This is a genomic window from Streptomyces sp. NPDC007162 (assembly GCF_040634175.1).
Classification (GTDB): domain Bacteria; phylum Actinomycetota; class Actinomycetes; order Streptomycetales; family Streptomycetaceae; genus Streptomyces.
This window is the reverse complement of record NZ_JBEYFC010000009.1, coordinates 15,287-33,762: the sequence shown is the minus strand read 5'-3', so window position 1 is coordinate 33,762 and position 18,476 is coordinate 15,287. Positions and strand designations below refer to the sequence as shown.

At 70.4% G+C, this 18,476-nt stretch carries 19 protein-coding genes and 2 pseudogenes; 13 read left to right on the top strand and 8 right to left on the bottom strand.

Translation table 11 applies throughout. The features are described from left to right. Positions 1-62: 62 nt before the first annotated feature. Entirely contained in the window at positions 63-1,238 is a 1,176-nt protein-coding gene (locus ABZ646_RS02280; RefSeq protein ID WP_360512095.1) for a PP2C family protein-serine/threonine phosphatase, read from the bottom strand. A gap of 349 nt (positions 1,239-1,587) precedes the next feature. After that, positions 1,588-1,869, bottom strand: a pseudogene (locus tag ABZ646_RS02275) (helix-turn-helix transcriptional regulator); the annotation flags it as partial. Positions 1,870-2,032: 163 nt separating this feature from the next. On the opposite strand from ABZ646_RS02275, the gene ABZ646_RS02270 reads away from it, so the two are divergent. From ABZ646_RS02270 to ABZ646_RS02260, 3 genes are all read left to right on the top strand, one after another. Then, positions 2,033-2,380 carry a carboxymuconolactone decarboxylase family protein gene (locus ABZ646_RS02270; RefSeq protein ID WP_360512063.1) on the top strand — a complete coding sequence of 116 codons (348 nt, stop codon included), beginning with the start codon at positions 2,033-2,035 and terminating at the stop codon, positions 2,378-2,380. 82 nt (positions 2,381-2,462) lie between these two features. Continuing rightward, entirely contained in the window at positions 2,463-2,858 is a 396-nt protein-coding gene (locus tag ABZ646_RS02265; RefSeq protein ID WP_360512061.1) for a cupin domain-containing protein, read from the top strand. 100 nt (positions 2,859-2,958) lie between these two features. After that, the gene (locus ABZ646_RS02260) at positions 2,959-3,123 is read left to right on the top strand and encodes a hypothetical protein (protein ID WP_360512059.1); all 165 of its coding nucleotides are present in this window, start codon (positions 2,959-2,961) and stop codon (positions 3,121-3,123) included. A gap of 381 nt (positions 3,124-3,504) precedes the next feature. Here ABZ646_RS02260 and ABZ646_RS02255 read toward each other — a convergent pair whose 3' ends face one another. The 4 genes from ABZ646_RS02255 to ABZ646_RS02240 form a co-directional block, all read right to left on the bottom strand. After that, positions 3,505-4,272, bottom strand: a complete 768-nt coding sequence (locus tag ABZ646_RS02255; RefSeq protein WP_360512057.1) for a glucose 1-dehydrogenase — start codon at positions 4,270-4,272, stop codon at positions 3,505-3,507. A 451-nt stretch (positions 4,273-4,723) separates the two neighbouring features. Then, on the bottom strand, positions 4,724-5,251 hold the full coding sequence (locus ABZ646_RS02250) for a cyclophilin-like fold protein (protein ID WP_360512054.1): 528 nt from the start codon (positions 5,249-5,251) through the stop codon (positions 4,724-4,726). Between the two features lie 19 nt (positions 5,252-5,270). Further along, positions 5,271-5,936, bottom strand: coding sequence for an SDR family NAD(P)-dependent oxidoreductase (locus tag ABZ646_RS02245; RefSeq protein ID WP_360512051.1), 666 nt, complete (start codon positions 5,934-5,936; stop codon positions 5,271-5,273). 144 nt (positions 5,937-6,080) lie between these two features. After that, positions 6,081-7,097 carry a zinc-dependent alcohol dehydrogenase family protein gene (locus ABZ646_RS02240; RefSeq protein WP_360512048.1) on the bottom strand — a complete coding sequence of 339 codons (1,017 nt, stop codon included), beginning with the start codon at positions 7,095-7,097 and terminating at the stop codon, positions 6,081-6,083. Between the two features lie 203 nt (positions 7,098-7,300). Between ABZ646_RS02240 and ABZ646_RS02235 the strand changes: the two genes are divergently transcribed. The 3 genes and pseudogenes from ABZ646_RS02235 (at position 7,301) to ABZ646_RS02225 (ending at position 10,677) form a co-directional block, all read left to right on the top strand. Further along, positions 7,301-8,170 carry a helix-turn-helix domain-containing protein gene (locus tag ABZ646_RS02235; RefSeq protein WP_360512045.1) on the top strand — a complete coding sequence of 290 codons (870 nt, stop codon included), beginning with the start codon at positions 7,301-7,303 and terminating at the stop codon, positions 8,168-8,170. Between the two features lie 179 nt (positions 8,171-8,349). Beyond that, positions 8,350-8,451, top strand: a pseudogene (locus ABZ646_RS02230) (IS5/IS1182 family transposase); the annotation flags it as partial. Between the two features lie 267 nt (positions 8,452-8,718). Further along, the gene (locus tag ABZ646_RS02225) at positions 8,719-10,677 is read left to right on the top strand and encodes a protein kinase (RefSeq protein ID WP_360512042.1); all 1,959 of its coding nucleotides are present in this window, start codon (positions 8,719-8,721) and stop codon (positions 10,675-10,677) included. A gap of 336 nt (positions 10,678-11,013) precedes the next feature. Here ABZ646_RS02225 and ABZ646_RS02220 read toward each other — a convergent pair whose 3' ends face one another. Then, positions 11,014-11,319, bottom strand: a complete 306-nt coding sequence (locus ABZ646_RS02220; protein ID WP_360512039.1) for a hypothetical protein — start codon at positions 11,317-11,319, stop codon at positions 11,014-11,016. Between the two features lie 246 nt (positions 11,320-11,565). Between ABZ646_RS02220 and ABZ646_RS02215 the strand changes: the two genes are divergently transcribed. The 6 genes from ABZ646_RS02215 to ABZ646_RS02190 all read left to right on the top strand — a co-directional run bounded on the left by ABZ646_RS02215 (position 11,566) and on the right by ABZ646_RS02190 (position 15,725). Then, positions 11,566-12,006, top strand: a complete 441-nt coding sequence (locus ABZ646_RS02215; protein ID WP_360512037.1) for a MarR family transcriptional regulator — start codon at positions 11,566-11,568, stop codon at positions 12,004-12,006. 27 nt (positions 12,007-12,033) lie between these two features. After that, positions 12,034-13,839 carry an MFS transporter gene (locus ABZ646_RS02210; protein ID WP_360512034.1) on the top strand — a complete coding sequence of 602 codons (1,806 nt, stop codon included), beginning with the start codon at positions 12,034-12,036 and terminating at the stop codon, positions 13,837-13,839. Between the two features lie 24 nt (positions 13,840-13,863). Beyond that, positions 13,864-14,430, top strand: a complete 567-nt coding sequence (locus ABZ646_RS02205) for a cysteine hydrolase (RefSeq protein ID WP_360512031.1) — start codon at positions 13,864-13,866, stop codon at positions 14,428-14,430. Further along, entirely contained in the window at positions 14,427-14,999 is a 573-nt protein-coding gene (locus ABZ646_RS02200; RefSeq protein WP_360512028.1) for a YbhB/YbcL family Raf kinase inhibitor-like protein, read from the top strand. Before ABZ646_RS02205 ends, ABZ646_RS02200 begins: the two co-directional genes overlap by 4 nt. Before the next feature lie 209 nt (positions 15,000-15,208). Next, entirely contained in the window at positions 15,209-15,463 is a 255-nt protein-coding gene (locus ABZ646_RS02195; protein WP_360512025.1) for an XRE family transcriptional regulator, read from the top strand. Between the two features lie 76 nt (positions 15,464-15,539). After that, the gene (locus tag ABZ646_RS02190; protein WP_360512022.1) at positions 15,540-15,725 is read left to right on the top strand and encodes a hypothetical protein; all 186 of its coding nucleotides are present in this window, start codon (positions 15,540-15,542) and stop codon (positions 15,723-15,725) included. Positions 15,726-16,119: 394 nt separating this feature from the next. Here the strand turns inward: ABZ646_RS02190 and ABZ646_RS02185 are convergent, their stop codons facing one another. Beyond that, complete coding sequence (locus tag ABZ646_RS02185) at positions 16,120-16,527, bottom strand: hypothetical protein (protein ID WP_360512020.1); 408 nt, start codon at positions 16,525-16,527, stop codon at positions 16,120-16,122. A 447-nt stretch (positions 16,528-16,974) separates the two neighbouring features. Between ABZ646_RS02185 and ABZ646_RS02180 the strand changes: the two genes are divergently transcribed. Further along, on the top strand, positions 16,975-18,375 hold the full coding sequence (locus ABZ646_RS02180) for an amino acid permease (RefSeq protein WP_360512018.1): 1,401 nt from the start codon (positions 16,975-16,977) through the stop codon (positions 18,373-18,375). Positions 18,376-18,476: the final 101 nt, after the last annotated feature.

Here is an 18,476-nt window from a genome sequence, read left to right as displayed (position 1 = left end):
GACCGGCCCTCACGTCATTCGGGTCCGCGGCCACCATGCGGTCTCCCTGAGAGCGCCCGCGGTCACGGATGCTTCGTACGGGCCGCTGAGGCTTGCCGGGTGTCCGCGCCGGAGCTGACGTGTCGCTGGGTGTGCTGGGGGCCGTGCCAGTCGAGGCACATCACGGTGGCGTCGTCCTCGAGGCGGCCGCCTGCCGCGTCGAGGACTGCGGAGGTCAAGATCAGCGCGGTCTCCCGCGGGTGCAGATCCCGGGTCCTCTCCAGCAGGTCGGCAAGGTCGACCTTGTCTCCGTGATGTTCGAGCATGCCGTCGGTCAGCATGAGCAGACGGTCACCGGAACGCAGATCGATGTCCTGGACGCGGTAGGGGTGGGGTAGGCGCACGGACAGCCCGAAGGGATGGTCCACCTGGCAGGTGATCGTCTCCGTGATCCCGTCGCGCATGCGCAGGGGCCACGGGTGGCCGGCGTTGACGAGCTGGGCCCGCCCGGTGTGGAGGTTGATGCGCAGCAGCTGCCCGGTGGCGTGGCCCCGGTTGTGGTCGGCCAGGGCCTGGTCGGCCAGGTGGGCCTGCTCCGCGAGACCGGCTCCTGCGCGGCGGGCGCCGCGCAGGGCGCTCACCAGGACGGTGGCGGCCAGGGCGGCGTCGATGTCGTGGCCCATGGGATCGGTCACCGAAATGTGCAGGGTGTCGCGGTCCAGGGCGTAGTCGAAGGTGTCGCCGCTGAGGGCTGCGGAGGGCTCCAGACTCCCGCACAGAGTGAACTGGGCGGCCTCGCACGAGAGCGACGGCGGCAGCAGCTGGTACTGGATCTCCGCTGCCAGGGTGGGTGGCCGGGAGCGTTTGCCCCAGGTGTACAGATCGGTGAAGCGCCCGTTGGCGATCACGACGTACGCCAGCACGTGGGCGGCTTCCCCGACCGCTTCCAGGACGTCCGGGCCGGGGGTGGCCGGCAGGAGCAGTTCCAGCAGTCCGATGGCGTCTCCGCGGTTGGTGACCGGCACGATCACCCGCTGCCCCTGGTCTGTCGCCTTTTGATAGGGCCGCTGGGTGCGGATCACGACCTCGTAGACGCTGCCGAAGAGAGGGATCCGCTCCGCCTCCCGCCCGTCCTCCACCGCGCCGGCGGTGGAGAGCCGCGCCACTGCCTTCCCCGTCAGATCGACGATGAGGAATGAGACCTTCGTGGCGCCGAAGCGCCGCAGCAGCTCCTCCGCGAACACGTCGACGGCCTCCACCGGCGCCGCCGTCTCCGCAGCCGTCAGCAGCTCGGGATACCCACTGCGCCCACCACTCACGACCGCGGTCCTTTCACCCCCCTAACAGGGTGGAAGCTGCCACGCCGAGCGTCAACCGCGGCCGATCACGGGCCATGCTTCGACTGCACCGCCGCGATCAGGCGACGGCCTCGTTCGCTGACGGTCAGGATCCGACGACGGCCGGCGTGCTCGAGTCAGGCTGAGGTCTTATGCGGCAGGCGGCTTCTGTGATCGACCTCGACGGACACCCGAGTGGCCGCCGCACCGCACCGCTGGATGCCGGGCGGATCTGTTGGCGGGCGGGGCGGCGGCGGGTGCGGGGGCCGGTGTTCGCGGTGCGGGCCAGGTCGAAAAGGTGGGCGTGTTCGGCCTCGTCGAGCTGCAGGGCTCGGGCGAGGGCTTCCAGGACGCTCTCCGAGACGCCGGAGAGGTTGCCGCGTTCCAGGCGGGCGTAGTACTCGACGCTGACGCCGGCAAGCAGGGCGACCTCCTCGCGGCGCAGTCCGGCGACGCGCCGGCGGCCGCCGTGTGCGGGCAGCCCGGCCTGCTGGGGAGTGATCTTGGCTCGTCGCGAGATCAGGAACTCGCGGACCTCGCTGCGGTTGTCCACGTATCCCAAGGCTGGGCCGGGCGGGGACGGCGTGGGGTGCCCTGTCAGTACACGGAACAGCGTGAACTCCCTCGCCGTGTCGATGAGCGGTTTCCTGGTGGGTACCGAGGGACCGCAGGCGTGTGCGGTCCTCAGCTCGTAGCGTGGCACGAAGGCAGGAACGATGACTCAGGAGACGCAGAGCAAGCAGCCGTCGGGCGCCCGGCCACTGCTCGGTGACGTCGCACCGAAGCTGGTGGAGCTGACCGACGAGGTCCTGTTCGGGGACGTGTGGGAACGGCCGGAGCTGTCCCCGCGCGACCGCAGCCTGGTGACCGTCACGGCCCTGGCGGCGCTGTACCGGACCGACCAGCTCGGTTTCCACCTGCGCCGGGCTCTGGAGAACGGGCTCAGCCAGGAGGAGCTGGCCGAGGCACTGACCCACCTGGCGTTCTACGCCGGCTGGCCCACTGCGATGAGCGCCGTCTCCCAGCTGAAGACCATCGTCGAAGAAGCCGGTCCGGCCGCCTGACACACGTACCCCACCCCTTTCGCCCACCGGGCGGGCCGCGCCCGTGACCTGCGCGGCATGTACACCGACATCGGAGATGCAGATGGAGATAGTGAAGCAGCCCTCGACCATGAAGCTGCCCGAGCAGTGGTTCACCGGCGACGCCTGGGCGGATGTGATCTACCGGGGTGAGGGAGAGTCCCGGGCCAGGGCGAACATGGTCCGCTTCGCGCCCGGCGCCCGCACCGCCTGGCACAGCCACGGCCTGGGGCAGGCCCTGTACGTCGTCGAGGGCATCGCGCTGATCCAGTCCCGTGGCGGGCAGATCATCGAGGCGCACCCCGGGCAGGTCGTGTGGACCCCGGCCGGGGAGGAGCACTGGCACGGCGCCGCCCCCGACCGGTTCATGGCCCACGTCGCGCTGTGGGAGGGCGACGACGTGGACTGGCTGGAGCACGTCACCGACGCCGAATACTCCGGTCCGCGCATCCGTCCCTGACCCACGGCCGCGCGCCACCCCGTCTGGTCGGTAGCCGGTCCGCCACCACGGTCCTGTGGCCGCCGGACCAGCCAGAATGCTGAGGGAGAAAACCCGCATCATGACCCGGCACAACCCCACGCTCACCCTGAACAACGGCGTCGAGATGCCGGCCCTGGACCTGGGCGTAGACCGCCGAGGCGGTGCACACCGCCCTGCGCAGAGGAAGGAGCTGGTCGCCCGGCCGGATCTCCGGCAACGCCGTCTCGGCGTACCGACACCGTGAGCGAGAACTGCGCCTCCCACCGGTGCACCGTGGAGCGGTGGATGTGGTGGAGAACCGCGGCGCTTCGCGGATCTGCCAGCGCGACGGCGGTGTCCGGGCCTCCTCCCGGACGTCCGGAACAGGCGGGGTGGCAGAACGGCGGCACCCGAGCCGGGTCGCGGCTCACTCCGTGCATGGCGTCGTGCGGTGCGAAGGCGAGGTCTTCCGCGGTCAGCGGCTCGCGGACCCGCCGGGCGGGAGAAACCGGCAGCGGCCCCGTCGCACGGTGCGAAAACCCTCGCCCTAGTAGGCCCCGAACCGGTTGCCCCACTCACCGTCTCGCCGGGTCTGGCCGGGCCGCGCCCGACCAGACCACACCGTGCGGGCTGGCCTGACCGCTTGCTAACGGGCGACGTAGCCGCCGTCCACCGGCAGCGCGACGCCGACGACGAAGCCGGCGCCGGGGCTGCACAGCCACAGGACGGCCTGGGCGATCTCCTCGGCGGTGCCGAGGCGGTTGATGGGCTGGTTGGCTTCGGCCTCGGCGCGGTCGAGTTCCCCCTTGGCGATCATGTCGCTGACCATGGGGGTGTCGATGGTGCCTGGGCAGACGGCGTTGATCCGGATGCCGCGCGGGGCGTATTCGAGGGCGGCGCTGGTGGTCAGGCCGATGACCCCGTGCTTGGAGGCGTGGTAGGAGGCACGCCCGGGCAGGCCGACCAGCCCCCCGAGCGAAGAGCAGTTCACGATGGCGCCGCTGCCCTGCGTGCGCATGTGCCGCAGCTCGTGCTTCATACAGGCCCACACACCGCGCAGGTTGATGGCGTTGACGCGGTCGAACCGTTCGGCGGGCTCGTCGGCCGCGTCGCTCGGCGGGATCTGGATGCCGGCGTTGTTGTAGGCCATGTCCAGGCGGCCGAATGCCTCCACAGTGCGGTCGACCGCGGCGGCGACCTGGTCCTCGTCGGTGACGTCGCAGGCAAGGCCGAGAACCTGGTGCCCGGCTGCGGCGAGTTCGTCTGTCGCTGTCTTCAGCGCGCCCGCGTCGAGGTCGGTGAGGGTGACCGCGGCACCAGAGGCGGCGAAGGCACGGGCCGCGGCCAGGCCCATTCCGGAGGCGGCGCCAGTGACGAAGGCGACCTGGCCGGTGAAGTCGTAGGTGGGATTCATCGGAACTCCTTGCGGGGCGACGTGCGGATCGAGCGGTGTGACCGCTGAACGACGAGTGCCTACCTGGTGGTGACGGCGGCGGCGCGGCCAACGGCCAGAGCACCGCGGTGACAACCCGGAAACGAGCTGAGCGCCATTCCACGAATGAAGGGGGAAGCCGGGCTGGGACTTTGCGGTCGGCAAGACGCGGATGGAGATCAGCACCGGGACGGCACCGGTGCGGTGTCGGCTGCGTCCGCGGAGGCGGGGGCGGTGCTCTGGGCCACGATCCGTGCCGGGTTGCGGGTGCCGCTGAGGGCCAGAGCGGTGAGCGGCATGAGGGTGAGGGCGGCGGAGACGGCGCCGACCAGGGGCGGGCCGGTCAGGCCGAGGGAGGTGTCCAGGGCATGGCCTGCCAGGGCTGAGCCGGCGGCGATGCCGGTGTTGTAGGCGGAGGTGGTCAGTGTCGAGCTCAGGAGTCGGCTTCGGTGGTGATGCGGCCGGCCCGACCGAGCTGATCGGCGCTGACGTCGAGGTGGCCGAGGATGAGCAGGTCGGCGGAGGGGGCAGGACCGTTGCGGTAGAAGAGGGCCAGGTTGCCCCAGGGCGCGTAGTAGGCGATGTCGCCGACCTTGGCCGCGGCCGGTGCGGGAGCGCCGGAGGTGTCCAGCTTGCGCGGCAGGTCGGCGATCCGCTCCGTGCTGTGGAAGTCCTCCAGGTCCAGGGTCAGCGGGAGCAGCCGGGCGAAGTCGCGGGCGGCGGGGCTGTCGTTCAAGGTGGCACCGACGCGGTGGCCGTCGAGGGTGACCCGGATGTTCATGGCAGTGCTCCTGTCGGAGGGGGATGATGCGGCCGAGGGTGCCGCCTCGTGCCGCCCCGGGGAGGAAGCGGCGGAGGTGGGCGTGGCGTGAGGGGAGCCGCTGGAGCAGGCGGTCAGGGCCAGCAGCACGGTGGCCGCCGGAGCGACGCGGAGGAGTCGGCGGCGGATTGCGGAGTTCATGCAGAGGTCTCCGGTGTCGTCACGTCGGCATGGGCTCGGAGTAGTGCCGGAAGGCGCCGCGCTCGGCGTGGAGGGCATACAGGCGCTCGGCCAGGGCCTGGGGGCTGGAGTATTCGGCGTCGGGCCTGATCGCACCGGGGACAACCAGCTGCGCGACGTGGATGTTCTCGCCGACGAGGGCGTCGTGGAGCATCGCGGCGTAGGCGCTCTCGGCGGCGAACGCGATCGAGGTACCCGCCCGCTCGGGATGCGGCCTTACGGCGCTGCCGCCGTTGACGAACAGCAGCGTGCCCCGGCCCAGAGCTCGCATGCCGGGAAGGACGGCGTTCACGGCCGTGACCGGGCCCTTGACGGAGAAGGCCAGTGGGTCGTCGAGGCCGGTGGCGGTGGTGTCGAGGACCGGCTTCATGAAGTCGCCTCGGGGCACCGGGCTGTACTGGAGGATCTCGATGGGCCCCAGCGTGTCGGCAGCTGCGTGCAGGGCCGCGGTGAGGGAGGCGGGATCGAGGACGTCGGCGGCGAACCCGCGGCCCTCGATGCCGTCGCGGGCCAGCTCGGCCGTGAGGCCGTCCAGGTGTTCGGCACCGCGCGCGATCAGGGCGACGGTGTGGCCGGCGGTCCCGAACCGGCGGGCAGCGGCCACACCGAGGCCGGGACCGGCGCCGATGAGAGCGAAGGTCGTCACAGTGAGTCCTTGAAAGGGGACGGTGAGTCGTTGAAAGCGGGTGGTCCTGTCTTGCGGACCCGGAGGAAGAGGGGCCGGTCCTGCTCGTACTGACCGGCCGGAGTCACGGTCCGAGCCGGCTCGCTCAGGGCAGGACGTGCGTGGTCACGGCTTGAGCAGGGCCTTGATGGCGCGGCGTTCGTCCATGGCCTTGTAGCCCTCGGCGACCTGCTCCAGGGGCAGCGTGAGGTCGAAGACCCTGCCCGGGTTGATGCGGCCGTCGAAGACGCGCTGGATGAGGTCGGGCAGGTAGCCGCGCACGGGGGCGGGCCCGCCGCGCAGGCCGACGTGGGAGAAGAACAGCTCCTGGCCGTCGATCTCCACGCCGTGCGGGACGCCGACGAAGCCGACGTTGCCGCCCGGGCGGGTGGAGTGCAGGGCCTGCCGCATGGCCTCGGGGGTGCCGACGCACTCCAGCACGCTGTCGGCGCCGACGCCGCCGGTCAGGTCCTTGATGCGGGAGACGCCTTCCTCGCCGCGCTCGGTGACGATGTCGGTGGCGCCGAACTCCCGGGCCAGCTTCTGCCGGGACTCGTGGCGGCTCATGGCGATGATCCGCTCGGCGCCCATCTCCTTGGCGGCGATGACGCCGCACAGCCCCACCGCGCCGTCACCGACCACTACCGCGGTGGCGCCGGGCTTGACCTCTGCGGCCCGGGCCGCGTACCAGCCGGTGCCCATGACGTCGGACAGGGTGAGCAGGCTGGGCAGGAACGCCTCGGCCGGGTGCTCGTCAGTGGCGACGAGGGTGCCCTGGGCGTTGGGGATGCGGACGTAGTCGGCCTGGCAGGTGGACATGAACTCGCGGTGCACGCAGCTGGACTGGTAGCCCGCCCGGCAGTTCGCACAGGTGTTGTCGGAGGTGGCGAAGGATCCGATGACGAACTGGCCCGGCTTGACGTGGGTGACCTCGGCTCCGACCTCCTCGACGATGCCGACGTACTCGTGGCCCATCGGATGGGGCTCGTCGACGGGCTCCGCACCGCGGTACGGCCACAGGTCCGAGCCGCACACGCAGGTGACGACGGTGCGGATGATCGCGTCGCTGGGTCGGATGATCTCCGGGTCGTCCAGCGTTTCGAAGCGGACGTCGCCGGGGGCGTGGATGACTGCTCCGCGCATGATGATCCTTCTTTCGCTAGCAGGAGTGACTGTCGGCCGGTCCCGGACGGCAGACGGGTGGCGTGCTTCGTCCGAGTGCCTGGCATCGAGAGTCACACGCATGGATGGGTGCGAAAAGCGGAGAAATCCATCCGGGGAGAGCCGCATCCTGGGAGGAAACTCTCCCCCCTTGCCGAGGTGCGATCGGTGTCATCCTGGGCAGCATGACCAGCAACGCACCCCTCAACGAGCTGGGCGAATTCCTCAAGAAGCGCCGGTCCGAGCTGAGCCCGCGCACGGTCGGGTTGCCGGAGACGGGCGGTCCCCGCCGGGTCGCGGGGCTGCGCCGGGAGGAGGTCGCCCAGCTGGCCTCGATCAGCACCGACTACTACACCCGGCTGGAGCAGGGCCGCATGCAGGCGTCCGCGCCCGTGCTCGAGACCCTCGCACGGGTGCTGCACCTGGACGACGACGAGCGGGGCTACCTCTTCCGTCTCGCGGGCAAGCCCACCACCCGCACGCGGCGCCGCGGCCGGCAGACGGTCCAGCCGCAGCTGCAGCGCGTCCTGGACGACCTCACCGCCACGCCGGCCATCGTGCAGGGCCGGCGCGGGGACGTCCTCGCCTGGAACGCGCTGGCCTCCGCGATGGTCACCGATTTCGCCGCCGTTCCGGAGAAGCACCGCAACTATCCGCGGCTCATCTTCACCGAGCCGGCCATGCGCACCTTGTACGCGGACTGGGAGAACGCCGCGCGTACCGCCGTGGCGCAATTGCGGATGGAGGCCGCCAACTATCCCGAGGATTCCCGGCTGAGCGCGCTGGTCGGTGAACTCTCCACGCGTGACCAGCAGTTCGCCCGGTGGTGGGGAGATCACCGGGTGGCCGCCCGGACCGTCGGGACGAAGACGCTCAATCATCCGGTCGTGGGCGAACTGGTCCTCGACTGGGACACCTACACCGCCAACACGGACCCCGACCAGCACCTGACCGTCTGGACGGCCGGCCCCGGCTCCCCCACCCACGAACGGCTGCGGATCCTCGCCTCCTGGGCCGCCGACCAGCACCTGGCCCCCTCCTCCGCCCTCGCCTGAGCGTCGGGCGGCCGGACAGAGCCTCCGGCCGGGCGCGGTGGCCGTGGCCGCGTCTGTTCGGACGGCGGTCCGCAGCGCAGGCGCCCGGTCGCGGTGGAGGGGACCGGGCAGCCTTGGCAAGGGGCGACCGGTGGCGTGGTTCCCGGCGGCGATGATCTCCACGGTGCTGGAGACCGCCGTCTCCTCGGGGGCGCCGGCACGGACTGAACGTACAGGTCGTCACCGATCCCGACAGCCGGCTGCGGTGGCTCTCGGCCGTCCTGCCGGACCGGACAGCGGACCGCGCGGTGCAGATCCACGGCGGCGAATCGGCTGTCTGCGCGGGGTGGTTGTGGAGCGCTGCTACCGTGACGCCCGGCTGTTCCACGTCCACGAGGGCACCGGCCACATCCAGCAGGTGGTCATCGCCAAGGCGTTGCCGGGTGAGTCGGCACGAGGTTGAATCGAACATCAACTCGCCTTTTTCACAAGGCTGTTGCGATACTCTCGCGCTGACCGACATCAGTCGCCACACGTCGCACATGTCACGCGGGAGTCCGGGATTTCCCATGTCTGTCCCCCAACCCAGCCGATCCGTCGCGCTCGCCTACGCGGCGGCCGGAATGGAACCTCCGCCGCCGGTACCCCTCAGGAAGAACGACCCCGTTCGGGTCGGCCCGTACGTCCTGATGTCGGTGCTCGGCAGCGGGGGGATGGGCCGGGTCTATCTGGGCCGCGACACCACCGGCGGTTCGGGCCTGGCCGCCGTCAAGGTGATCCGGCCGGAATACGCGGAGGACCCCCAGTTCCGGAAGCGCTTCGAACGCGAGGTCAGTGCGCTGGACCGCGTCCAGGGGGCGCACATAGTACGACTGCTCGGCAGCGGCTGCGACGAGGACCTGGTGTGGGTGGCCACCGAGTACGTCCCCGGGCCCACCCTCGCCGAAGCCGTCGACACGCGGGGGCCGATCGACGCGCCGGCCGCCTGGCGGCTGCTGGCCGACCTGGGGCGTGCGGTCGAGGCCATCTGGCGCGCGGGCATCGTCCATCGTGACCTCAAACCGTCCAACGTGATCCTGGCCGCCGACGGCGCCCACGTCATCGACTTCGGTGTCGTCCAGGCCACCGACGGCACCTCCATCACCGTCACGGGCCAGAACGTGGGAACGCCCGCCTTCATGTCCCCGGAGCAGGTCAGGGGCAAGGAGGTGACCGCCGCCTCCGACATCTTCGCGCTGGCCTCCGCCCTCGCCTACGCCGTCACCGGGCAGGCACCGTTCGGCGACGGCACAGGTGTCGACGTCCTGCACCGGGTGGCCTTCGAGCCGCCGAAGGAACAGGTCCTCGACAAGGTCGCGGACCTCGACCCGGACCTGGCCGCGTTCGTCCGCACCTGTCTGGACAAGGAACCCGAATCGCGCCCGTCACCGGAGACGGTGTTCCGGACCGCCATCGGGCACCAGCTGCCCGCGCCGACCGAGCGGCCATCACGGCCCGCGCCGAAGAGGGCGCCCCTTCGCGACAGCCGACCCGCCGCCGCGCCGCCCGTGGACCTGCCCACCGGCCCCGTCGCGGCCGCCACTCCCGCCATGCCCGCTCCGGGGAAGCGCAGGAAGCTCATCGTGGGCGCGGCTGCCACGGCGGGTGTCGTGGCAGCCGCGGCTGTCACCGCGGCGCTGTTGTCGCCGGGCCACTCCAGCGCGAAAGCCGACCCCGGACCCGGCGTGTCGGCGATCGCGACGGACAACCCGGCCGCCACGCCCAGCAGTTCACAGACAGAGACACCGACGTCCAGCCCGTCGAAGACGGACCAGACGGTGAAGGAGTCGCCGAGCAAGGCGGCCACGAAGGACTCCACCGGGCAGGACTCCGGGACAGCGGACCTCCGCACCGCCGCATGCCCCGCCGAACTCGCGTCGGGGGCCACCGGCGCCTGCGTCAAGACCCTTCAGTTTCTCCTGGCCGACCACGGCCTCTATGTCCCGGCCGACGGGGAGTTCGACGCAGCGACCGTCGCCGCGGTCGAAGCCTTCCAGACCGAGGCCGGCCTCACCGCCGACGGGAAGGCCGACGCGCCGACGAAGAAACTCCTGTACGGCCTGGACCGCGGGGCCGTACAGGCCGGCTCGGTCACGGTGACGGAGAGCGTCAACGCCACCTCGGTCGCCCGATGCCTCGACAGCCGCGAGTCGAACCCCCAGGTGTGGGGGTGCAATGCCACGGCCGCTCAGGAGTGGGCGTTGTATCGCGTGGCCGGCCAGGACTCCCAGTACCTCGTCGTCAATCGGGGCAGCCATCTCTGTCTGGACGCCGACGCCGGCACGGCCGCCCAGAACGGTCAGAAGATCCAGGTCAGGACCTGCGACGGGCTCAGTGCCCAGCGATGGCGGCTCGACGGCGGGACACTGGTCAGTGTTCCGGACGGCTTCTGTCTCGACGCCGACGCCCCCACCTCCGGACAGGACGGTCAGCCGGTGCAGGGCTGGGGATGCGCGGGCAGCGCCAACCAGGTGTGGAACTGGTCCTGACGGCCCCGCCGCCGAAAGGTGGGCACGGAGTCTCCGCTACCCCACAACCGCGTCATGGCGCAGGCACGCCGCCGGCGTGGAACGTGATGGGGGATCGACGACAGCCATCACCCAAGACGGCTACGGCACCGCCGACGTCCTGGAGTCACGGGAGATCGAGTGCCTGAGCCCCGCGACGACGAAGTGCCCCTGCGGGTGCACGCGGCGGCCGTCGACCCGAGTGTCTGGCACCTGATGACCGGCTTGCCCTGTCTGGCCCGCCTCGGCTTCGGACTCCCGCAAGCCCACGACTGCGCTACGGGGCTGCCGCGGCGCTGGGCGCAAAGGTGACCCGCTTCAAGCGCGGCGGCGAGGTCTTCGGCACCTGCGACGGCTCCTTTGCCCCATACGCGCGCGCCGAGGCCGACCGGATCGCACCAGGTCGGGCTGGATCTCCTCGACCGACTCGCCGTTCGCCCGGCGCCGCAGCACGGTGTGCAGCACGTCGTCGGTGATGACAGGTGGCCGTCCGCCGTACTTGCCCTCGCGGGCCGCCGCATCGAGCCCTTCGAGCGTCGACTCCCGGATGTCCTCCCGCTCGGTCTCCGCCATCGTCGTGAAGAACGCGAACAGCAGACAGCCCGGCCCGCTGGGGTCGTACATCCCCACCTTTGAGCGAGGACGAGTTCTGCGAACCGAACCAGCGGTTCACCGCCGCCGGGTAGCGGGTTCCGATCTTGCTCGGGGAAAGGTCCGTATGTGCGAGCCGCTCGACGCCGGGGTCAGCGTGGCTCGCATTGTGGCGACGGGCAAGCCCGCAGTGGCCGCCCCGCTTCTCCCGGGACGGTGAAGCAGGGGCCAGATACTAAGGTTACTTGATAAGGTAACTTGATAAGGTAGCCTTAGTATATGAACGATGACCTGGACCCCGACGAAGTCGCCTCGGTCCTGCTGGCCGGTCTCAGCACGCTGATACGACGGGTGCGCCAAGTACCTGTCGACGGCGGACTCACCATGCCCGAGCGGACCGCGCTGTCGCACCTGGATCGCTCGGGCCCCACTACCTCCTCGGCGCTGGCCCGCCAGGTGCAGATCACAGCGCAGGCCATGGGGGCGACGCTCAGCGCACTGCGGGCCCGTGGCCTGGTCGACCGCCGCCCGGATCCGAACGACGGCAGGCGCATGGTGCTGTCCGTGACCGACGCCGGTCGGCAGGCGCTGCGGGACAAGCGCAACGCGCGGATGGAACTCATCGCCCGGTCCCTGACCAGCGGCGCGTTTACCCCTGCTGAGCTGGAACAACTCGCATCGGCCGCGCAGCTCCTTGAGCGGCTGGCCCAGCACATCTGACCCCGACGGAACCAGGGAAGCACACCGATGACGGCTCCTCCCAAGACGCACGCCCCGCGCCGCCCGGCCGGTGACCGGTACAAATGGACGGCGCTGGCGAATACGACCGCCGCGGTCTTCATGTCCGCGCTGGACGGTTCGATCGTGCTGATTGCCCTGCCGGCGATCTTCCGAGGCGTGCACCTGGACCCGCTGGCTCCGGGCAACATCGCCTTCCTGCTGTGGATGATCATGGGCTACCGGCTGGTCCAGGCTGTTCTGGTGGTCACGGTGGGGCGCCTGGGAGACATGTACGGTCGGGTCCGGATCTACAACTCCGGGTTCGCGGTCTTCACCTTCGCCTCGATCCTGCTGTCCCTCGACCCCTTCGACGGCGTCCACGCGGCGATGTGGCTGATTGGCTGGCGGGTGGTGCAGGCCGTCGGCGGGTCGATGCTGGCTGCGAACTCGGCCGCGATCCTGACCGATGCCTTTCCCAAGGAACAACGAGGCTTCGCCCTGGGCATCAACCAGGTCGCCGGGCTGGCCGGGATGTTCCTCGGCCTGGTCGCGGGGGGTCTACTGTCGGCCTGGGACTGGCGGGCGGTGTTCTGGGTGAATGTGCCTGTCGGCCTGTTCTTCACGCTGTGGGCCTACCGCACCCTGCGAGAGACGGGGAAGAGCGGTGGCGGCCGGATCGACTGGTGGGGCAACATCACCTTCGCGGTGGGACTCAGCGCGGTCCTCATCGCGGTCACCTTCGGCCTGCAGCCCTACGGCGAGCACACCATGGGCTGGACCAACCCGCTGGTCGACATCCTGATCTTCGGCGGACTGTTCCTGCTGGCAGCGTTCGTCGTCATCGAGAAGCGCGTCTCCGCACCGATGATCCAATTGGGTCTCTTCCGCCGGCGGGCCTTCACCTTCGGCAACCTGGCGGGCCTGGGCATCTCGATCGGCCGAGGCGGGATGCAGTTCGTTCTGGTCATCTGGTTGCAGGGCATATGGCTTCCGCTCCACGGCTACGACTACGGCGACACGCCCCTGTGGGCCGGCATTTTCATCCTGCCGCTGACCGCCGGTTTCCTCGCCGCAGGTCCGGTGTCCGGCTACCTGTCCGACCGGCTCGGCTCCCGGGGCCTGGCCACCGGCGGCGCGCTGCTGTTCGGCGCGAGCTTCCTGGGGCTGATGCTGTTGCCGATCGACTTCAGCTACTGGATCTTCGCCGTGCTGATCGCGCTCAACGGGACAGCGAGCGGCATGTTCGCCTCCCCCAACTCCTCCTCGATCATGGGCAGCGTTCCAGCAGAGCTACGCGGTGTCGCCTCCGGCATGCGCTCCACCTTTCAGAACTCCGGTACCGCCGTCTCCATCGGCGTCTTCTTCTCCCTCATGATCGCAGGGCTGAGCAGTAGCCTCCCGCACACCCTCACCGCCGGCCTGCGGGAGCAGGGCATACCGGCTCACGTCGCCACCCAGGTCGGCGTCCTGCCTCCGGTCTCGTCCCTGTTCGCCGCCCAACTGGGCGTCAACCCGATCCAGCACCTGCTCCAACCCAGTGGCGCCCTGGCCCACGTGACGGCGGCCCAGCAACAGGTCCTGACCGGACGCGAATTCTTCCCGCACCTGCTCTCCGGGCCTTTCCACTCCGGCCTGGTCATCGTGTTCGCCTTCGGCGCCGCCCTCGCTTTCCTCGCCGCGCTCGCCTCCCTGCTGCGCGGCACCAGTCCCACCGCCGAGCCCCTGGCACCACGAACGGCCGCCACCGGCGACACCCTTTCCGCTGCGACCGACGACGGGACAGAAGCGACGCATGGAGAGAAAGGCCATGTGCGCCCTGATCCCGGCAACTAGCCGATATCCACAGGAGAAACACCCATGGCACTGACAACGATCGATCCCACGCCCGCGCTCGTCGTGATCGACCTGCAAAAGGGCATAGTCGCGGCCCACACCGACAGCCAGGCGGCTGCCGCCGTCAAGCAGGCGACGCACCTGACGACCGAGTTCCGGCGGCACGGCCTGGCCGTGGTCCTGGTCAACGTCACCGGACGCGCGCCGGGACGCACCGAAGCCCGACGGTCCGGGAGCAGCGCCGCGCTGCCATCCGGCTGGGCCGACCTCATCGACGAACTCGACGTCCAGCCGACCGACCACCTGATCACCAAACGGCGGCGCAGCGCATTCCACGACACCGGGCTCGACACCCTCCTGCGGGACTTGGGCGTCACCCAGATCGTGCTCGCCGGAATCGCGACCAGCTCAGGCGTGGAGTCGACCGCGCGCTCGGCCTCCGACTACGGCTACCACGTCGTCCTGGCCACCGACGCCATGAGCGACCCTGATGCCGATGCCCACCGCCACAGCACCGAACGCGTCTTCCCGAAACTCGGCGAGACCACCACCGTCACGGGAATCATCGACATGATCGAGGCAACGCGATGACTCTGCTGGGCCGCATCCTGAACAACCGCAGAGCAGGCGAGACCCACATAGCGTGGAATCTGCCCAATCTGCACAGTGCCGAGTCGCTGACCCTCACCAGTCGGCACTTCGGCGACGGAGACTCCCTCCCGCTGGAGCACTGCCTCAAGAACATCGGTGGCGACAACCTGTCCCCCCATCTGGCCTGGACCCCGCCGCCGGCCGGCACCGCCCAACTCCTCCTGGTCATGGAGGACATCGACGTCCCCATGGCCAAGCCCGCTGTGCACTGCGCCGCCCTGATCGACCCGGCAGCCCGAGACCTGGAGCCCGGTGCCCTCGACGCACGGAAGCCGGCCGCCGGAGTGCAGTTGTTGCGCTCCAGCATCGGTCGCGGATACCACGGCCCCGGACCCATCAAAGGCCACGGGCCGCACCACTACGTCTTCCAGCTGTTCGCCCTCGCCACCCGCGTGGAAAGCACCCCCGACACAGCGCAACCGAACCGGGCGCGGCCCCGCGCCCTCCTGCCCGCCATCACCGCACCCGTCCTCGCCCGCGGCCGACTGACCGGCACATTCGAACGCTGACCCCTGCGTCCTCGTCCAGGTGGACGGTCGCCGCCGTGTCCCGCGTGGCAGCGCGGTCGTGCCGGGCAGCAGACAGGCGCTTACCGAGGTTCAACCGCCGCTCATACGCTGACGCGATGTGGGCATACGCAGGGAATGCACCCAGTCGGTCGGCAGGAGCGGGAAGGACCGTCGTCACCCGATGCTGCCGGCCCGAAGGAGGTTGACCCATGCACCTCGCCGAACTGCTTGCCGATGCGATGCGCGAACAGCATATGAGCGTCGACGCGGTCGCCTACGCCACCGGCATCCGCACCCCTCGCATCAAGGCATTCGCCGAAGACGGCACGGCCGGCCCCATCCAGCCGACGTCGGACGAATTGACGGAACTTGCCAAGGCGCTGCGCCTGCCACTCGGCGAAGTGCAGACAGCAAGCCGGTCTGTTCACACCGTCGGCACCGCCCGTCCCGGTCTGCCCGTTTGACCTTCCCATGGGCAGGCCCATGCCAGCTCGGTTATCCCGGGCGGGTACTCGCCGCCGCAGGGGATCTTCGAGCTCTGTGGTGCTGCTGCTGTTGTTCGTGCTCAGCGCGGCCGTCATCTGGTATGCGGGCATCAAGCTGTCCGACACCACCGACGTACTGGCCGAGCGTCTCCTGGCCGGTCAGCTGGACGTCCGCCGTCGGCAACATCCTTGGCGGCATCGCGCGGCATCGCCCTGCAGACCGTCGTCCTGGTCATCCTGAATGCGGCCGGGGTCCGTTGCGACCACAGGCTGCGCTGACAACTCCTCCGCCCACACTGCCGACACCGCTTCCCCGAGCACCGGCGGTACGGCCGCTCCCGGCAGCGTTCATGTGGTCGTCGCCGGCGAGGTCGACCTGACGGTCACGGGCGCCGTCGCGCGTCTCGACCGCTTCGGTGACACCCCGCTCGCCATGACCGTCCGGAACGACGACGGCGACCGATCACTCTCCACCACCGGAATCCTGGTGACGAGCGGGACCAATGTCACGTTCGGCGCCGCGGACGGACCACGCGTCCTGCTGCATCACGTGCGAGGCGTCAGCGCGCGACACACCACCGGTGGTCCTTCGGTTCGGCGCGGCCGGACTGATCCGGTTCCGGGCCCGGGTCACCTCAGCCTGACCTGCCGGTGGTCCCGGCGAAGGCCGCCTCCAGCGCCTGGGCGCGGTCCGTGTAACCGGTGATACCTGTGATCAGGCCGCCGGTGACGCCGAAGACGTGGTAGCCCACGCTCTGCGGGTCGGCCGGCGCCACCGGGCCGAGAATCCGCAGCCCGAGGACGGCGGCCATCGGACAGGTGAAGGTCTCCTCGGCGCTCGCCCGCAGTCCGAGCGCGTGCAAGCGGGCAAACCGGCTCAGCACGTGGGAGCGGGTGTGGCAGCCGGTCTCGCCCCCTCCGGGCGGACTCCCGTGCACGTTCGGGTGCAGGAGATCGGCCAGCAGCAGGCAGTCGGCGGTCTCCAGGGCTTCGCGCAGGCGAGCGGTGACGAGGCTCGGGCCGGGCCTGGGGATTGATGACATCCAACTCTCCGCCCGCTGGGTCTGCTCGCCGGAACTCCTCGCTGTTCACGTCGACTTGGCCGGAGGTGAGTGTGGCCCGGTCGACTTCGCCGTCCTCGACCAGGGCGGCACCGCCGCGAATTGACGCAGATACGGCCGTTGTCTGCCGGCGAGTGCCATGCCGACGACGTTGCCCGTCACCGGGAGGTCGGCGAGCCGCAGGGCGAGTCGGCGCAGCCGCAGTTGCCGGGGCGTGGCGGGGACGAACCAGCGGGCGGTCCTGCGGGCGGAGCGCTGCCTGCGGGAGACGACCGGGCGCCACAGGCATTCGTATCCGGCGAGTGCCTCCTCAATACTGCGGGATCCGGCCAGCTGGTCGGCGAGAACATAGGAGTATCAAGAAGGCAGGGCCCGGCCGGCGGGGCGACGGAAGGCGCCGAGGCGGTTCACGTCAAGGAAGGTCTTCCCGTGACCCCCTCGAAGTCGGCTGCCGTCGCCTCGAACGCCCCGTCCCTCGCCCCGGACCGGCGCGGACCCCGCCGTTCTGTCCTGTTCTTCGCGTTCGCCTTCGCGGTGATCGCCGACCCCGTCTCCTCGGTCGCGTACGCGATCGAGGCGGCGCTGCGCGCCCTGCACGGTGACCTCGCGTTGCTGTTTCCGACGATGAGCCTGGTCATCGGGCTCGTCGTACTGGTCACCGCCAACTACTGGCAGCTGGTACGGCGCTTCCCCAAGGGCGGCGGTGCCGCAGCGGCTGCCGGGCGGGCGTTCGGCGCCCGCTGGACGTTCCTGCCCATCGGCGCCCTGGTCGTCGACTTCGTGCTGACCATCGGGATCTCCATCGCGGCCGCGGCAAGCGCGGTGATCGCCCTCTTTCCCGGCCTGGCCCCGTACCGGATCCCGCTCGCGCTGCTGCTGCTCGTGGTGGTGGCAGGGCTGACCTGGTTCGGGCACGGCGGGCGGCTGCTGTTCGCCGTCATGACCGTGGCCTTCGTCGTGATCTCGGTGGCCGTTCTCGTCCTGGGCTTCACGTCCCCACACCGCGCCGGCCATGCGGCCGCCTCGGCCGACCCGGGCCGCTCCGCCGCGCTGGCAGTGGTCCTGGCCTTCCCGGTCGCCATGGCGCTGGCCACCGGCATCGAGGCGCCGTCCACCGCGATCGCCCAGCTCGGGCAGCTCGACGACACCCACCGCCGTCGCTTCGGCCGGGGCACGCTCGCGCTGCTGCTGGTCATCGTCGGCGGGCTCACCCTGGCCCTGACCGCCCTCGCCGTGCGCCTGCACATCGGGATCCCCGGCTCCGACTCCACCCAGATCGCCGACATCGCGCACGCCGCGGCCGGCCCGGGCTGGCTGTACGGCGCCTTCCAGCTGACCAGTTCGCTGCTGCTGCTCGCCGCCGCCAGCTCCTCCTTCCAGGCCGGCCCCGGACTGCTGAAGGCCCTGTCCGGTACCGCCGAGCGGCCCGGAGTGCTGCCGCCGGTACTGGGCCGGACCAACCGCCACCACACCCCCTACTGGTCGGTCGTGGCCTACCTGGCCGCCGCGGCACTGATCATCGTCGCGGCGGCCGGCCAGGAACAGGAACTCGTCCTGTTCTATGCGGTCGCCGTCTTCGTCAGCTTCCTGGTCGGCCTGCTCGCCATGGCACGCTTCGCCCACCGGGCGCGGAAGTCGGCCCTGGCCTGGATGAACGGCCTCGCCGCCGTGGCCGTCGCGTTCACCCTCGCGGTGAACCTGCTGCGCGGCTGGCCCATCCTCTCCCTGGCCGCGACCCTGCTCGTCGCGGGCGCCCTGTACGCCCGGTGGACGCGGGCCGGACGGCCCACGGACATCGAGGACGTCGAGGCCCGCGCCGAAGCAGACTGACTCTCACAGGGCGCAATACGCCGCCCCGGGCACCACCCGCAGCACCGCCCCCTTGACTCGTTTTGCATAATGCAAAGGTATAAAGGGGATGCGATGAGTGC

Bases quoted from the DNA above. Each gene is read 5' to 3' on its own strand.
- ABZ646_RS02270 (WP_360512063.1), top strand. From the start codon at position 2,033: ATGACTCAGGAGACGCAGAGCAAGCAGCCGTCGGGCGCCCGGCCACTG.
- ABZ646_RS02265 (WP_360512061.1), top strand. From the start codon at position 2,463: ATGGAGATAGTGAAGCAGCCCTCGACCATGAAGCTGCCCGAGCAGTGG.
- ABZ646_RS02260 (WP_360512059.1), top strand. From the start codon at position 2,959: ATGACCCGGCACAACCCCACGCTCACCCTGAACAACGGCGTCGAGATG.
- ABZ646_RS02255 (WP_360512057.1), bottom strand. From the start codon at position 4,272: ATGAATCCCACCTACGACTTCACCGGCCAGGTCGCCTTCGTCACTGGC.
- ABZ646_RS02250 (WP_360512054.1), bottom strand. From the start codon at position 5,251: ATGAACTCCGCAATCCGCCGCCGACTCCTCCGCGTCGCTCCGGCGGCC.
- ABZ646_RS02240 (WP_360512048.1), bottom strand. From the start codon at position 7,097: ATGCGCGGAGCAGTCATCCACGCCCCCGGCGACGTCCGCTTCGAAACG.
- ABZ646_RS02235 (WP_360512045.1), top strand. From the start codon at position 7,301: ATGACCAGCAACGCACCCCTCAACGAGCTGGGCGAATTCCTCAAGAAG.
- ABZ646_RS02225 (WP_360512042.1), top strand. From the start codon at position 8,719: ATGTCTGTCCCCCAACCCAGCCGATCCGTCGCGCTCGCCTACGCGGCG.
- ABZ646_RS02220 (WP_360512039.1), bottom strand. From the start codon at position 11,319: ATGTACGACCCCAGCGGGCCGGGCTGTCTGCTGTTCGCGTTCTTCACG.
- ABZ646_RS02215 (WP_360512037.1), top strand. From the start codon at position 11,566: ATGAACGATGACCTGGACCCCGACGAAGTCGCCTCGGTCCTGCTGGCC.
- ABZ646_RS02210 (WP_360512034.1), top strand. From the start codon at position 12,034: ATGACGGCTCCTCCCAAGACGCACGCCCCGCGCCGCCCGGCCGGTGAC.
- ABZ646_RS02205 (WP_360512031.1), top strand. From the start codon at position 13,864: ATGGCACTGACAACGATCGATCCCACGCCCGCGCTCGTCGTGATCGAC.
- ABZ646_RS02200 (WP_360512028.1), top strand. From the start codon at position 14,427: ATGACTCTGCTGGGCCGCATCCTGAACAACCGCAGAGCAGGCGAGACC.
- ABZ646_RS02195 (WP_360512025.1), top strand. From the start codon at position 15,209: ATGCACCTCGCCGAACTGCTTGCCGATGCGATGCGCGAACAGCATATG.
- ABZ646_RS02185 (WP_360512020.1), bottom strand. From the start codon at position 16,527: ATGTCATCAATCCCCAGGCCCGGCCCGAGCCTCGTCACCGCTCGCCTG.